Annotated in this window: 14 protein-coding genes; 13 read left to right on the forward strand and 1 reads right to left on the reverse strand. The window is 63.3% G+C overall.

Annotated features, from left to right (window positions below):
- Positions 1–8: 8 nt before the first annotated feature.
- The 6 genes from AOT96_RS23530 to AOT96_RS23555 are packed head-to-tail and all read left to right on the forward strand — an operon-like array spanning position 9 to position 5,414.
- Positions 9–1,001 (forward strand): DHH family phosphoesterase, encoded by a 993-nt coding sequence (locus AOT96_RS23530; RefSeq protein ID WP_030535612.1) that lies wholly within the window; start codon positions 9–11, stop codon positions 999–1,001.
- 10 nt (positions 1,002–1,011) lie between these two features.
- Positions 1,012–2,415, forward strand: coding sequence for an MATE family efflux transporter (locus tag AOT96_RS23535; RefSeq protein ID WP_065352925.1), 1,404 nt, complete (start codon positions 1,012–1,014; stop codon positions 2,413–2,415).
- Complete coding sequence (locus AOT96_RS23540) at positions 2,400–3,323, forward strand: metallophosphoesterase family protein (protein ID WP_030535610.1); 924 nt, start codon at positions 2,400–2,402, stop codon at positions 3,321–3,323. Before AOT96_RS23535 ends, AOT96_RS23540 begins: the two co-directional genes overlap by 16 nt.
- A 13-nt stretch (positions 3,324–3,336) precedes the next feature.
- Positions 3,337–3,996 (forward strand): 4'-phosphopantetheinyl transferase family protein, encoded by a 660-nt coding sequence (locus tag AOT96_RS23545; protein WP_003942126.1) that lies wholly within the window; start codon positions 3,337–3,339, stop codon positions 3,994–3,996.
- Positions 3,997–4,020: 24 nt separating this feature from the next.
- On the forward strand, positions 4,021–4,941 hold the full coding sequence (gene truB, locus AOT96_RS23550; RefSeq protein ID WP_030535609.1) for a tRNA pseudouridine(55) synthase TruB: 921 nt from the start codon (positions 4,021–4,023) through the stop codon (positions 4,939–4,941).
- The gene (locus tag AOT96_RS23555; RefSeq protein ID WP_065352396.1) at positions 4,938–5,414 is read left to right on the forward strand and encodes a GNAT family N-acetyltransferase; all 477 of its coding nucleotides are present in this window, start codon (positions 4,938–4,940) and stop codon (positions 5,412–5,414) included. Before truB ends, AOT96_RS23555 begins: the two co-directional genes overlap by 4 nt.
- A gap of 9 nt (positions 5,415–5,423) precedes the next feature.
- Here the strand turns inward: AOT96_RS23555 and AOT96_RS23560 are convergent, their stop codons facing one another.
- Complete coding sequence (locus AOT96_RS23560) at positions 5,424–6,170, reverse strand: metal-dependent transcriptional regulator (RefSeq protein WP_030535607.1); 747 nt, start codon at positions 6,168–6,170, stop codon at positions 5,424–5,426.
- Between the two features lie 117 nt (positions 6,171–6,287).
- Between AOT96_RS23560 and AOT96_RS23565 the strand changes: the two genes are divergently transcribed.
- The 7 genes from AOT96_RS23565 to hypA all read left to right on the forward strand — a co-directional run bounded on the left by AOT96_RS23565 (position 6,288) and on the right by hypA (position 15,411).
- On the forward strand, positions 6,288–7,268 hold the full coding sequence (locus AOT96_RS23565) for a bifunctional riboflavin kinase/FAD synthetase (protein ID WP_003942148.1): 981 nt from the start codon (positions 6,288–6,290) through the stop codon (positions 7,266–7,268).
- Positions 7,269–7,426: 158 nt separating this feature from the next.
- A complete protein-coding gene (gene rpsO, locus AOT96_RS23570) occupies positions 7,427–7,696 on the forward strand; it encodes a 30S ribosomal protein S15 (protein ID WP_007735061.1) in 270 nt (89 codons plus the stop codon).
- 452 nt (positions 7,697–8,148) lie between these two features.
- Positions 8,149–10,419 carry a polyribonucleotide nucleotidyltransferase gene (locus tag AOT96_RS23575; protein WP_003942275.1) on the forward strand — a complete coding sequence of 757 codons (2,271 nt, stop codon included), beginning with the start codon at positions 8,149–8,151 and terminating at the stop codon, positions 10,417–10,419.
- Positions 10,420–10,546: 127 nt separating this feature from the next.
- Positions 10,547–11,905, forward strand: a complete 1,359-nt coding sequence (locus AOT96_RS23580) for a M16 family metallopeptidase (RefSeq protein WP_030535606.1) — start codon at positions 10,547–10,549, stop codon at positions 11,903–11,905.
- Positions 11,906–11,933: 28 nt separating this feature from the next.
- Entirely contained in the window at positions 11,934–13,046 is a 1,113-nt protein-coding gene (locus AOT96_RS23585) for an alcohol dehydrogenase catalytic domain-containing protein (RefSeq protein ID WP_007735068.1), read from the forward strand.
- A 181-nt stretch (positions 13,047–13,227) separates the two neighbouring features.
- Complete coding sequence (locus AOT96_RS23590; RefSeq protein ID WP_007735070.1) at positions 13,228–14,922, forward strand: cutinase family protein; 1,695 nt, start codon at positions 13,228–13,230, stop codon at positions 14,920–14,922.
- A 159-nt stretch (positions 14,923–15,081) separates the two neighbouring features.
- On the forward strand, positions 15,082–15,411 hold the full coding sequence (gene hypA, locus AOT96_RS23595) for a hydrogenase maturation nickel metallochaperone HypA (protein WP_073512368.1): 330 nt from the start codon (positions 15,082–15,084) through the stop codon (positions 15,409–15,411).

Consider the following 15,411-nt stretch of genomic DNA (forward strand, 5'->3'; position numbering starts at 1 on the left):
CACCGAGAATGACGATCACCGCACTTTCGGACGTCGACCCCTGCGAGGCGAAGTTCGCTCAGGTGGCCGAGGTTCTCGAATCGGCACACACGGTGACAATTCTCTGCCATGTGCAGCCGGATGCGGACACGATCGGCAGCGGACTTGCGCTCGGTCTCGTTCTCGAGCGTCGGGGCATTTCGGTGCAGGTCGCGTTCAGTCGGCCGTCGGCGCTGCCCGAGTCGATGCGCGATTTCCCCGGTCTCCACTTGCTCGTGGCGCCCACTGATGTTCGGGAAAGTGTCGATGTACTGGTGACGGTGGATGTCGGCAGCGAGGGCCGTCTCGGTGAGTTGTCGAGTCGACTCGCCGGCGCGAATCGCACGATCGTCCTTGATCACCATCGCTCCAATTCCGAATTCGGAAGCATCAACGTCGTCGACGAAACCGCGGCCTCGACGACGGCACTCATCGCACGATTCTTCGATGCGTGGGGAGTCGCGATCGATCGCGATATCGCGCACTGTCTCTATGCCGGACTGGTCACCGACACCGGCTCCTTCCGGTGGGGAGGTCCGCTTCCGCACGTGCTCGCCGCGCGTTTGCTGGCGACCGGCATCGACGGCGACGCGATTGCGCGAAAGCTGCTCGACACCCATCCGTTCGGGTGGTTGCCGATGCTGGGCGCTGTACTCGGGTCCGCGGTGCTGGTTCCGGAAGCTGCGGACGGCCGTGGGCTGGTGTACGCGGTGATCCGACGCAGTGACATCGGCGATCTTCGCTCCGAGGAGATCGAGAGCGTCGTCGATATCGTGCGGACCACTTCGGAAGCCGAAGTTGCCGCCGTACTCAAAGAGTCGGTTTCCGGAAGCTGGTCGATCTCGTTGCGTGCAAAGTCGGCGATCGACGTGTCGGCGGTCGCTGAAAGTCTTGGTGGCGGCGGGCACCGGCTGTCGGCCGGATATACGTCGACCACTTCCAGCGACGAGATTGTTGCCGCGCTCGTCGCGGCACTCGGCTGAATCCGCGGCATTGAGCGAATCTGACGCCACCTCGGCGGGATCTTCGGCAGCTAATTTCGACGTCACTGGGCGTCGAATCTTTTCCCTGGCGTTTCCGGCGCTCGGGGTACTGGCGGCCGAACCCCTCTATCTGTTGTTCGACATCGCCGTGGTCGGCCGACTCGGGGCGCTTCCGCTGGCCGGATTGGCAGTCGGTGGTCTGATCCTGTCGTTGGTGAGTACGCAGCTGACCTTCTTGTCGTACGGCACCACGGCGCGGGCCGCACGGCTTCACGGGGCGGGCCGCGAGCGCGACGCGGTGGGTGAGGGTGTTCAGGCGACCTGGCTGGCGGCCGCGATCGGCCTGGCCTTGGTCGTGATCGTGCAGGTGATCGCCGGCCCGCTGACTTCGGCGGTGGCCGGGACTCCCGACATCGCCGCGGCTGCGGAAAGTTGGCTCCGGATAGCGGTGTTGGGTGTTCCACTCATCCTGGTGGCCCTGGCCGGCAACGGCTGGATGCGCGGGGTTCAGAACACGGTGCGACCGCTGCGGTTCGTCCTTGTCGGCCTGGGTATTTCGGCGGTGTTGTGTCCGATTCTGGTGCACGGCTTGCTCGGTGCTCCGCGTCTGGAACTCGAAGGATCAGCTGTTGCGAATCTGGTGGGCCAGAGTATTTCGGGTGTGCTGTTCGCCTGGGCGCTCTTTCGTGAACCGGTTTCGGCTCGACCACATTTTGCGATCATGCGGGCGCAGATGCTGATGGGCCGTGACCTGATTCTGCGCAGCCTCGCATTCCAAGCGTGTTTCGTTTCCGCGGCTGCAGTGGCGTCGAGGTTCGGTGCGGCTGTAGTCGGTGCGCACCAAGTCGTCCTCCAACTGTGGAACCTGGTTTCGCTCCTTCTCGATTCCTTGGCGATCGCAGCTCAGACGCTGATCGGAGCGGCGCTCGGCGGTGGATTCGCAGCCGCGGCGAAAAGGATGACCTGGCGGATCACCGCTTGGTCGACGGTATTTGCCGTGGTGCTCGCGATCTTCTTCGCCGCCGGCCACTCCGTGATCCCCGGACTCTTCACGTCCGACGCCGAGGTGCTCGGTCAGATGTCGATCGCATGGTGGTTCTTCGTCGCGATCATGCCGGTGGCGGGAATCGTCTTCGCACTCGACGGTGTTCTACTCGGCGCCGGGGACGTGGTGTTTCTGCGCAACGCGACCATGCTCTGCGCAGTTCTCGGGTTTCTGCCCGCGATCTGGCTCTCCCTCGCCTACGACTGGGGTCTGGCCGGAATTTGGGCAGGGCTTACCGTGTTCGTAGTACTTCGGATGGTCGCGGTGTCGTGGCGAGCGTTTTCCGGCAAGTGGGCAGTGACAGGTCCGGCGACGGCGAGGCGCGGAAGTTCAACTGAGGAAGCAGAGGGATCGTGGCAGCAAAGTTGATGGCGGTGAGCGACATTCATGTCGGTCACAACGGCAACAAGCCGATGACGGAGGAACTGTTCCCGGATTCGCCTGACGACTGGCTCATTCTCGCCGGAGATGTTTCCGAGAAAACTGACGACATTCGGTGGGCGTTGAAGCTCCTTCGCAGCCGATTCGCAAAGGTCATCTGGATTCCTGGCAACCACGAACTGTGGACGACCGCCAAGGATCCGGTTCAGATTCACGGAGCGCCGCGGTACGAGTACCTGGTCAACATGTGCCGCGAACTCGACGTCATCACGCCCGAGGACCCGTTCCCGGTGTGGGAGGGAGTCGAGGGCCCGGTCACGGTCGTCCCGATGTTCCTTCTCTACGACTACTCCTTCCTGCCGGAAGGCGCGCGAGACAAGGAACACGGGCTCGAGATCGCGCGGGACAAGAACGTCGTCGCCACCGACGAGTTCCTGCTCTCGCCGCAGCCGTATGCAACGCGCGACGCGTGGTGCCGGGCGAGAATCGAATACACCCAGGCACGGTTGGACGCGCTCCCTGAAGGCACAAAAACCGTTCTCGTGAACCATTTCCCGATGGTCCGGCAGCCGACGGACGTGCTCATGTATCCGGAGTTCGCGTTGTGGTGCGGAACCACCGCGACCGCCGACTGGCATGTGAAGTACAACGCGGTGTGCTCGGTGTACGGGCACCTGCACATTCCTCGAACCACGTACTACGACGGCGTCCGCTTCGAGGAAGTCTCACTCGGATACCCGCGCGAGTGGCGTCGGCGTGGACTGCCGGAGAAGTTGTTGCGTCAGATTCTTCCCGTTCCGGAGTACCCGCCGGGAACGCTCAACAAGTGGGGTGGCCACTTCAAGGTCACGCCGGAGCAGGAAGCCGAAGTCGAGCGCATGCGCGCCGGACGCTGAGAGGTATCGCTACGTGATCGAACAGATTCTTCCCGGTGGAGTTGCGACGGCCGAGGCCTTCGTGGATCCGCCCGGTCTGGTTCCGCACCCCAGTGAGGAGGCGTTGATCGGCCGCGCGGTCGAGAAGCGTCGTCGTGAGTTCGTGACTACCCGGCACCTTGCGCGTCAGGCGATGGGCAAGCTCGGTGTTCCGTCTGCCGCTGTCATGCGCGGCGAGCGTGGTGCCCCACTCTGGCCGCAGGGAGTGGTCGGGAGCCTCGCCCATTGCGACGGCTACCGCGGCGCTGTCCTGGCGTACTCCATGCAGGTCCGCTCACTCGGTATCGACGCCGAACCGCACGGCCCGCTGCCGGACGGGGTATTGCCCGCGGTCAGCATCGAGGCGGAACGAACGTGGTTGGACACTCAGGAAACCGGCGGTCCGGTGCACTGGGATCGAGTGCTCTTCTGCGCGAAGGAAGCCACGTACAAGGCGTGGTTTCCGCTCACCGGGCGCTGGTTGGGTTTCGAGGACGCCCACATCACGTTCGAGGCGGAGTCGGAAACGTCCGGCACTTTCAACTCGCGTCTGCTGGTCCCCGGTGAGGCGACGTCCGGTCCGCCGCTCACTTCTTTCGACGGCAGGTGGTTGGTGTCGGACGGGCTCATCCTGACGGCAATTTCGGTGCAGTGAGCGCGACTGGCAGAATCGGCACACGTGTCAGCTCGTGAAAAGCCTTCCTCCGGTCTTGTCGGCGCCGGAATTCTGATTGTCGACAAAGAGGCGGGTATCACCAGCCACGACGTGGTCGCTCGGTGCCGCAAGTTGTTGAACACCCGCAAAGTGGGACATGCCGGGACGCTGGATCCCATGGCGACCGGCGTCCTTGTTCTCGGTGTGGAGCGTGCGACCAAGTTGCTCGGACTCCTGGCGCTGACCACCAAGGCGTATTCGGCGACCATTCGCCTCGGTGCAGCGACGGACACGGACGACGCCGAGGGTGAGGTCCTGACTTCCACAGACGCATCGCAAGTGACGGACGCGGAGATCGCGGCGATCGTGGCCACGCTGACCGGAGACATCAAGCAGATCCCGGCGAGCGTGAGCGCTATCAAGGTGGACGGTCAGCGCGCACATGCTCTGGTGCGTGCGGGAGAAACCGTCGAGCTGGCGCCGCGTCCGGTAACGGTGTCGACTTTCGAGGTTCTGGCTCGGCGAGATGTCCCGGGTGGCTTCGTCGATCTGGACGTCGACGTGGAGTGCTCGTCCGGTACGTACATCCGCTCGCTTGCCCGCGACCTCGGTCGTGAATTGGGCGTCGGCGGTCATTTGACGGCATTGCGCCGCACCCGCGTCGGGCCGTTCACTCTCGAACATGCGCGCACGCTCGAAGATCTCGCGGATCAGCCGGGTGTGAGCCTCGACATCGATCAGGCCGCGCAGACGGCTTTTCCGCATCGGCAGATCACGGCGGAGGAAGCCGAGGCGATCAGCCAGGGGCGCTGGCTCGAGCCGATCGGGATGAAGGGGATCTGTGCGGCGATCGATCCCACCGGTCACACGATTGCGCTTCTGCAGGAGAAGGGTCGACGCGCCAGTTCGGTGATGGTCGTGCGACCGGCGACGCTTCGCGGGTGATCGTCCGCGAGCGTGTCGACGGCGAACTCGACGGTTGCGTCGATGCGCTGGCACAGGTCCACGAGTGCGACGGATATCCGAACACGTGGCCGCAGAACCCGCACCGCTGGCTCAGTTCGCCCACGGTGGTGAAGGCGTGGGTCGGTGAGAGCGACGGTCGTGTTGTCGGCCATGTGGCCGTCGACAGCGAGGTCGCAGGTGCGCCCACAACCGCGGGATCGATAGCCGTGTCGCGATTGTTCGTTCATCCTGGCTCACGTGGAAACGGCCTCAGCGATGCGCTACTCGATGCCGTGACGGATTTCGCAGCCGAGAGTCGGTTGGAACTGGTGCTCGACGTCGTCGACGACGCTCTGCCGGCGATCGCACTGTACGAGCGTCGAGGGTGGGTGTACGTCGACGAGAGGCTCGCCGACTGGACCCGGACCGACGGCGTCCGGCCCGTGGAACGCCGATACCGACTGCCGCTTTGACTACCTCGGCTAGACGAGCCAAATTGCTTGAGCGACTGGACTTCCCAAGTCGATGGTGTTGGGGCTGTCGCCGAGTCGAACGGACACTGTCCCGGCGAAATCGCGGCGCTCCTCGACGGTGATCTCGACATCGAGACTGACGCCGACGGAATCGAAGTACCGGAGCATTTCGGGATCGGAATCGGAGATCCGGGCAACGCGGCCCCGCTCACCGTTGGCGAAGTCGCTGAGCTGGCGGGCCGGGGGTGTCGGCACCGAACCGTCGGTGGCGGGAATGGGATCACCGTGCGGGTCACGTTCGGGGAAGCCCAGTTTGGCGTCCATCCGAGAGATCATCAGATCGGAAACGGCGTGTTCGAGGACTTCGGCCTCGTCGTGGACTTCGTCCCAGCCGTATCCGAGTTCCTGAACCAGATAGGTCTCGATCAACCGGTGGCGCCGGACCATGGAGACGGCGGCGGCGCGGCCGCTGTCGGTCAGGGCGATGGATCCGTAGCGGGCGTGATCGACCAGGCCTTGGTCCGAGAGTTTGCGGATCGCCTCGGAGACCGTCGAGGCCGAGACGCTCATTTTCTCGGACAGGAGCTTGGTGGAAACCCGCTCGTGGGACCACTCCTGGATAGTCCAGATGACCTTGAGGTAGTCCTGGGCCACCGACGAGAGTGCGAGCGTGTCGATTGCCGCGTCGTGCGCCGAAGTGCTGTCGCCGTCCGACGTCGATGATGCTTCCGAGGTTCCGGTCTTGTGAGCTGCCACAACGCTTAGCTTAGGCTACGAAATCCGGAACTTCCGTACGTGAGCGGCAGCACAGCGGTGATTCGCTGGGCGGGTCCGAACGTGACCCGCCGCCGGTGGACCCGTAGGCTGCCAATCGTGCTGAGATGGCGTGGTCTCGACGAAGTTCCGGCCGATTGGGGTCGTTGTGTGCTCACTATCGGTGTGTTCGACGGTGTGCATCGTGGGCATGCCCAATTGATAGCGAGAGCGGTTACCGCTGCCCGCAAACGTGGTGTTCCGAGCGTGTTGATGACGTTCGACCCGCATCCCATGGAGGTTGTGCGGCCGGGTAGTCATCCAGCCCAGTTGACGACGCTGCAACGGCGTGCGGAATTGGCTCAGGATCTGGGCATCGACGTGTTCTGCGTGATGCCGTTCACCGCTGATTTCATGAAGCTGACGCCGGAGCGCTACGTCCACGAGATTCTCGTCGAACGTCTACATGTCGCCGAGGTCGTGGTGGGGGACAACTTCACCTTCGGCAAGAAGGCGCTCGGCAATGTCGATCTTCTTCGTGAAATGGGCGCTCGCTTCGGCTTTGCCGTCGACGGCGTCCAGCTGCTCGCCGAGCATGCGGTGACGTTCTCGTCGACCTACATCCGCTCGTGCGTCGACGCAGGCGACATGGAAGCGGCTACCGAAGCTCTGGGCCGTCCACATCGTGTCGAAGGTGTGGTCGTCCACGGTGACAAGCGTGGACGCGAGTTGGGGTTCCCGACGGCCAACGTTGCACCGCCGATGTTTTCGGCGATTCCGGCCGACGGCGTGTACGCGGCGTGGTTCACGGTGCTCGGTGCCGGCGAGGAACTCGGAACCGTCGTTCCCGGTCGCCGATACCAAGCCGCGGTGTCTGTGGGTACCAATCCGACCTTCTCCGGCCGGACCCGAACCGTCGAGGCATACGTTCTCGACACCGAAGCAGACCTGTACGGACAACACGTCGCGGTCGACCTGGTTTCGCGGATTCGCGGTATGGAGAAGTTCGACTCGATCGAGTCGCTCATCACGGCGATGAACCGAGATGTCGAACGCGCACGCCGGATTCTGAGTGAGGATGCAGAACGTAGCGTCGGTTGAGTTCCTCCTGTGTCAGTGGCGGCCGCCACATTCGCTCCAGGTGGGCGAGAGCGCCTCATTGCTGCTGGTAGGATCTTCTCTCGGTGCGTGCTGCGGTTTGCGGTGGCCGCGCCCGATCTAGTTCCTTTCACGCAAACGTCATCACAGGAGTGAATCAAGTGGCATTGACCACGGAAGAAAAGAAGGCCGTTCTCGGCGAGTACGGCTTGCACGAGACCGACACGGGATCGCCTGAAGCTCAGGTGGCAATGCTCACCAAGCGCATCACCGATCTCACCGAGCACCTCAAGACCCACAAGCATGACCACCACTCGCGTCGTGGACTGCTCTTGATGGTCGGTCGCCGTCGTCGTCTGCTGAAGTACGTGGCAAAGACCGACGTCGCTCGCTACCGCACGCTCATCGAGCGTCTCGGCCTGCGTCGCTAGATTTTTCTCACGACGCTGATCGAAAGCAACACGGCATGCTTCGGTTTGCCGAACACTCCGTCAGCCGGCGAAGCCACGCATATACTTGGCTTCGCTGGCTTTCGGCGTTAGCTGCCGCAAGGCAGTTTCCGCTGTCGGCGCTATGCACAGTTGTCCAGGCGCAGTTGTTTATGCGCAGTTGTGCAGTGCGCAGCCAGCACACCGTATGCACCAGAGAACGTGGTGTCGGTTGTCGGTAGTGGTTCTCCGGACCGGGCAAGTGCCCGAAAGCTCCGGCGGACTTCGATCGACGGCCGCCCGAACGTCGTGACGTCCCGAAGCAGAAATCGCTCGCATCGCAAGGAGCGTCTGCAATTCAAGAGGGGGACGTCCCTCGGTGCGCAGTTTCCACCAGGAGGGTGGAAACGCCCGCGCGGGTACGGCGAAGACGAGAGGGAAGTGAAGAGAAAAGAATGACAGAGAATTCCGTAGTAGAGGTCGACGAAGGCGTGTTCGAATCCACCGCCGTGATCGACAACGGGTCCTTCGGTACCCGCACCATCCGTTTCGAGACCGGACGCCTTGCTCAGCAGGCCGCCGGCGCCGTCGTTGCTTACCTGGACGACGAGACCATGCTGCTGTCCGCCACGAGCGCCAGCAAGCACCCCAAGGAGCACTTCGACTTCTTCCCCCTGACGGTGGACGTCGAAGAGCGTATGTACGCAGCGGGCCGCATCCCCGGTTCGTTCTTCCGTCGTGAGGGACGCCCCTCCACCGACGCGATCCTGACTTGCCGCCTCATCGACCGGCCGCTGCGCCCGTCCTTCGTCGACGGTCTCCGTAACGAGATCCAGGTCGTCGTCACGGTCATGAGCCTCAACCCGCAGGATCTGTACGACGTCGTGGCCATCAACGCTGCTTCCGCGTCGACGCAGATCGCGGGCCTGCCGTTCTCCGGACCCGTCGGTGGCGTGCGCGTTGCACTCATCGTCTCGGACGAGAACAAGACCGGCCAGTGGGTTGCATTCCCGACGGTCGATCAGCTCGAGAACGCCGTCTTCGACATGGTCGTCGCCGGCCGCGTCGTTTCCGGTAGCGGTGACAACGCCGACGTCGCGATCATGATGGTCGAGGCCGAGGCCACCGACAACGTCATCGCGAAGATCGCCGACGGCGCTCAGGCACCGACCGAGGCCATTGTCGCCGAGGGCCTCGAGGCCGCCAAGCCGTTCATCGCACGCCTGTGCGCTGCACAGGCAGCACTTGCATCCAAGGCTGCAAAGCCCACGGGTGACTACCCGGTCTTCCCGGCGTACCAGGACGACGTTTTTGCTGCCGTCGAGGCTGCTGCGTCCGAAAAGCTCAATGCCGCACTGACAATCGCCGGCAAGCAGGAACGCGACGACAAGACCGACGAGGTCAAGGTCGAGGTTCTCGAGCAGGTTGCACCCAACTTCGAAGGCCGCGAGAAGGAACTGGGAGCAGCGTTCCGCTCGCTCACCAAGAAGCTGGTTCGCCAGCGCATCCTGCGCGATCAGTTCCGCATCGACGGCCGCGGCGTCACGGACATCCGTTCGCTGTCCGCCGAGGTTGCGATCATCCCGCGCGCACACGGCTCCGCACTGTTCGAGCGTGGCGAGACCCAGATCCTGGGTGTGACCACTCTCGACATGGTGAAGATGGCTCAGCAGGTCGACTCGCTCGGTCCCGAGACCACCAAGCGCTACATGCATCATTACAACTTCCCGCCGTACTCCACCGGTGAGACGGGCCGCGTCGGTTCGCCGAAGCGTCGCGAAATCGGTCACGGTGCACTCGCCGAGCGCGCTCTCATGCCGGTTCTGCCCAGCGTCGAAGAGTTCCCTTACGCGATTCGCCAGGTCTCCGAGGCTCTGAGCTCCAACGGTTCCACCTCGATGGGCTCGGTGTGCGCGTCCACGCTCGCACTGCTCAACGCCGGTGTGCCGCTTCGCGCTCCGGTTGCCGGTATCGCCATGGGTCTGGTTTCCGACCAGGTCGACGGCGAAACCCGCTACGTCGCGCTGACCGACATCCTCGGCGCCGAAGACGCCTTCGGCGACATGGACTTCAAGGTCGCAGGTACCAAGGACTTCGTCACGGCCCTGCAGCTGGACACGAAGCTCGACGGCATCCCGTCGCAGGTCCTTGCCGGTGCACTCTCGCAGGCCAAGGACGCACGGACCACGATCCTCGAGGTCATGGCGGAAGCCATCGACACCCCGGACGAGATGAGCCCGTTCGCTCCCCGCGTGACGGCCATCAAGGTCCCCGTCGACAAGATCGGTGAGGTCATCGGCCCCAAGGGCAAGATGATCAACTCCATCACCGAGCAGACCGGTGCCAACATCTCCATCGAAGACGACGGCACCGTGTTCGTCGGCGCCACCGATGGACCGTCTGCACAGGCCGCGATCGACATGATCAACGCCATTGCCAACCCGCAGCTCCCCAAGGTCGGCGAGCGGTTCCTGGGCACGGTCGTCAAGACCACCGCCTTCGGTGCCTTCGTTTCGCTCCTGCCGGGACGCGACGGACTGGTGCACATCTCGAAGCTGGGCAGCGGTAAGCGCATTGCCAAGGTCGAAGACGTGGTCAACGTCGGATCCAAGATCCGCGTCGAGATCGCCGACATCGATGCTCGCGGCAAGATCTCGCTGATCCCGGTCGAAGAGGGCAACGACGAGGCTGCCGCTCCGGCCGCCGACGAGGCTGCTTCCGAGTAGATCTCACTTCGTACTCTGATGCGGCCCCGCGCGGATTTCCGTGCGGGGCCGCATCTGTACTGTCTGTAGACACAGAGCCTGTAGATACCTGATTGACCACTTGCACCGAGGACTGCTGAACCTTTTCATGGCAAAGACCACTCCCAACACCACGCGCAGCCGCAGCGCTGTGCTGAAATCGCCGATCGATGCGACTCCCGAATCCGGAGTACAGCGCACGGTCCTTCCCGGCGGCCTGCGCGTCGTCACCGAGTTCATTCCCGGTGTGCGTTCCGCCTCCGTCGGTGTGTGGGTCGGAGTCGGCTCGCGCGACGAGCAGCCGAGTGTGGCCGGTGCCGCGCATTTTCTCGAGCACCTGCTGTTCAAGTCGACGCCGTCACGGACGGCGTTGGACATCGCGCAGGTCATGGATGGTGTGGGCGGCGAACTCAATGCATTCACGTCGAAGGAACACACCTGTTTCTACGCGCACGTGATCGACGACGACCTTCCGATGGCGGTTGACCTTGTCGCCGACGTCGTGCTGCGAGGGCGTTGCAGAACCGCGGACGTCGATGTCGAGCGGCAAGTAGTGCTCGAAGAGATCGCGATGCGTGACGACGATCCGGAAGACTTGCTCGGCGACGCGTTCCTGACCGCGTTGTTCGGCGATCATCCTGTCGGCCGTCCGATCATCGGTAGCGTCGAATCGATCGAGTCGATGTCGCGCAATCAGTTGCATTCCTTCCATGTTCGGCGTTACACACCGCAGCGGATGGTGCTGGCCGTAGCGGGAAACGTCGACCACAAGCAGGTTGTGACGCTCGCTCGCCGTGCATTTGCCGGACATCTCGAGCGCGGGGTCAAGCCGACGCCGCGGCGCGAAGGCACTCTGCGTTTGCGAACGATGCCTGAACTGAGCTTGACCCACCGCGACAGCGAGCAGGTCCACCTTGCGCTCGGGGTACGCGCGTTCGGCCGGCACGAGGGCCATCGCTGGGCGCTGTCGGTGCTCAACGCCGCAGTGGGCGGTGGGCTGAGTTCTCGTCTGTTCCAAGAGATTCGGGAGAAGCGCGGGCTGGCGTACTCCGTCTATTCCGGCGTCGACACCTTCGCGGACACCGGAGCGTTCTCCGTGTATGCAGGTTGCCAGCCGGAGAACCTCGGGGAGGTTGCCACGGTTATCCGCGAGGTACTCGCGAACGTGGCGACGGACGGAATCACCGATGCCGAGATCGCCCGCGCCAAGGGATCGCTGCGCGGCGGATTGGTTCTGGCACTGGAAGATTCAGGCTCACGCATGAACCGTATCGGTCGCAGCGAACTGAACTACGGCAACCATCGCAGTGTTGCGCAGACGCTCGCGACCATCGACGCAGTCACCTCCGAAGAGGTGCTCGAGGTGGCGCAGGTGCTCTTGACGAGGCCGTTTGCAGCCGCCGTCGTGGGTCCGTACAAGCGGGTTCGTGACCTCCCCGCGTCGGTACGCGGGATCGTGGGCAAGTAGTTCGAACTATCGAAATCGGGGTGTACAGTTGAAGATCCGTGGTGCAGTGCTCGAAGAGATCGGCCGGAAGCGTCCCTTCGCAGAGTCGACTCCGATTTCGATTTCGGAACTCGACCTCGAATCCCCGGGCCCGGGTGAGATCCTGGTCAAGATCGAAGCTGCCGGGCTTTGTCACTCCGACCTCTCCGTGGTCGACGGCAATCGGGTACGACCCGTGCCGATGTTGTTGGGCCATGAGGCGGCAGGTCGAATCATCGAACTCGGCGACGGAGTTGATTCGTTGTCGGTGGGCACCCGCGTCGTGATGACTTTTCTTCCACGGTGCGGTGAATGTGCGGGATGCGCCACTGACGGCCGGATGCCTTGCACGGTGGGTAGCGCTGCCAACAACGACGGCAGTTTGCTCGGTGGCGCGCATCGACTGCGGCGCTCCGGCGAGAACGTCAAACATCATCTCGGTGTTTCGGGTTTCGCGACGCATGCTGTGGTCAACGCCAAGTCGGTTGTTCCCGTCGACGACGACATCCCGGCCGAAATTGCAGCCGTACTCGGTTGTGCGGTGTTGACCGGTGGGGGAGCGCTCCTCAACGCGGCGAAGCCTCGCCCGGCAGACACCGTGATGGTGGTCGGCTTGGGTGGCGTCGGGATGGCCGCAATCCTGACGGCGAGGGCACTCGGGGTCGAGAACGTCATCGGTGTCGACGCACTGGAATCCAAGCTGGCTCAGGCGCTGGAACTGGGCGCGACCGAGGTCTTCACACCGTCCGGCCTGTCCGAGAGTGGCGTTCGCGCAGACATCGTCGTCGAGGCCGCGGGAAATGCTCGGGCCTTCGAGACAGCGGTGGCTGCGACGGCAGCGGGTGGCACGACCGTCACGGTCGGGTTGCCGGCGCCTGACGCGCGCTCGTCGATCTCACCTCTCGGACTGGTCGCCGAAGCGCGGACCATTATCGGCAGCTACCTGGGATCTGCGGTCCCGTCCCGCGACATCCCGATCTACGCGCAGTTGTGGCGCGACGGGAAGCTGCCGGTCGAGAAGCTCATTTCCTCGCGAATCGAATTGGCCGACATCAATTCGGGTATGGACGAACTCGCCGACGGAAAAGCAATCCGACAGGTCATTATCTTCGACGCGGAGTAGGTGCACGTCGGTGTTATGCAGCGGAAATGAGGCGTTTGCGCCCCCGATTCCCTCCCGAGTCGCCACGGAAAATCGTTACCCGTTGTAACGCTCCTCTCGTACTGGACGACTACTCGAATGACGTTGCGTGACGCCCCGGGGGTCGGTCGTACGTTTTCCAAAAGTTGATTGGGGAGAAGATATGCCGGTTCGTGGGTTCTTTTCGCGACATCGAATACTGGCGGGTGCAGTAGCGCCCGCAGCGCTCGGCGTGGCCGCACTGGTCGCGGTTGCGGTCGCTGTGGACTCTCCGGAGTCACGCACGATCGAGACACAATTGACGTCGTCGGTCACCGAGTGTCACGACATGGTCAGCATCGCGGTTGCCGGTCGACACGACACACCGGACGCTTCGACGGTGAAGATGTTGCTGGGAGCCGACGGGAAGCCGCTGCCGGCCGCCCTGTCCGGTGACTACAAGAGTGAACGCGTCGACCAGGTGATCAACCCGGCAGGCTCCGTCAACGCGAACAAGCCCGGCTCGTACGCGGCTGTGTATATCGCGTACCCGGCCAACATGGCGTCCTACGAGGATGCCGTCGCTGCCGGCGCTGCAAATACGCAGTCCGTGATGAGTGCCATCGCCAAGGAATGCCCGAAGACTCAGTTCTCGATCGTCGGGTACAGCGAAGGCGCCGATGTGGTGCGTCGCGTCGCGATGGACATCGGTACGCAGGAGAACAACGAGTTCGGGGTCGACCCGGACAAGGTTGTCGGTGTGGTCATGCTGGCGGATGCAGGCCGTGAAGCGGGCGACGGCACGTTCCTCGGTGCCACGAATCCGTTCACGAACCCGGATAACTTCAATACGAAGTACCAGAACGGAACCTCCGCGACACCTGGCGAAGGTGTACTCCCCGGCACTGCCGGAGGTTTCGGCAAGCTGAACGGCAAGGTCGCGTCCTTCTGCTCGGACGGTGACTTCACCTGCTCGGCTCCCAGCAACATCTCTCTGTTGATCTTGGCGGCAAATGTCGGTCGGCAGTTGAACATCGACCAACTCGAAGCGCAGGGTCTGAACCCGGCCACCGGTCAGGACGTCGCGGTGGTGTTCGGCCAGATCGTCTTCGAGGCGTTCGCAGACATTTCGTCCAATCCCAACTGGATGCAGAGTGACGAGACATTCCTTCAGGTGATGCTCAAGGTCTCGGATCCGGAGTACAAGCCCGGAAAAACACCCGCGCCGGCGCCGGTAGCCGAGGGCGAGACGGTGTCCACCGACAAGGTGTCTCCGCTGGCATATCTGCCGCAGAAGCTTTTCAAGGAGATTGTCGGTCTGATTGCTACCAACCAGAACACGATTCCCGTGATCTTGAGCGACCCCTACCAGCAGACACTCGCTCCAGACGTCGGACACCACTTCGATTACTGGCGAGATGCGGATGCGGCCAACGGCAAGCCGTTGACTTCAGCTGAGTACGCAGCGGCCTGGCTCACCTACCTCGCCCAGCAGGCGAAGGAAGGAAAGCCCGTCGACACAACTGCGAAGCCGACCCCGGAACAGATCAGTGCTGCTGTCGATGCCTACATGGCTGACGGCAATGCTGAGGGCGACGCCGCGGTGGCTGAAGGCACCGGAACCGGTCAGGCACCGGCCGGGACCACTGGCTCCACGGGATCTGCTGGAGCGCCCGCAACCACGTCACAGGTGCCTGCGGCAGGATCGGCGTCGGTCACATCGGGAGCGGTTGCCACTCCGACGGGTTCGGCGGCAGTGACGCCGACGTCGACAGTTCCGACCACACCGGTAGCGGGAACGGATGCAACGACGGCGCCCCCGACTACGACAGTGACGTCGACGACCACGACGACGAAGGTGCCGGTTCCGAACCCGTAATCCTTCTCGCCGGCGTTCGTCACACGAATAACGCTGTCACAGGCTGCGATCCGCAATAGTTGCGGATCGCAGCCTGTTTTCGTGTACGGGTTACGCACAGAGACCGTTGGTGCTTATCGTGGAAGGGAGGTTTCCGGATCACGAATCGTGGGTTTCACCGTGCACGAGCTGTCCATTGCGCAGAGTGTGGTCGAAGCCGTGTGTGAGCGTGCCGGCGAGCGACGAGTATCGAGCGTGCGGCTTGAAGTAGGGCAACTCTGCGCGGTGGTTCCACACTCTCTGCTGTTCTGCTTCGACGTCGTCACCGCGGGTACTCACGCCGAAGGTGCCAGCTTGCACATCGATGAGATTGCAACCAGCGCGCGATGCAAAAGCTGCGGCGTGATGTTCTCGCCGCCCGACATGTTCTTGCTGTGTGAATGCGGCAGTGCTGATGTCGAGGTGCTTGCCGGCCGAGAGTTACGGATCCTGTCGATGGAAGTGAGCTGA

The sequence above is a fragment of the Rhodococcus sp. 008 genome (genome assembly GCF_001682295.1).
GTDB lineage: Bacteria > Actinomycetota > Actinomycetes > Mycobacteriales > Mycobacteriaceae > Rhodococcus_F > Rhodococcus_F qingshengii.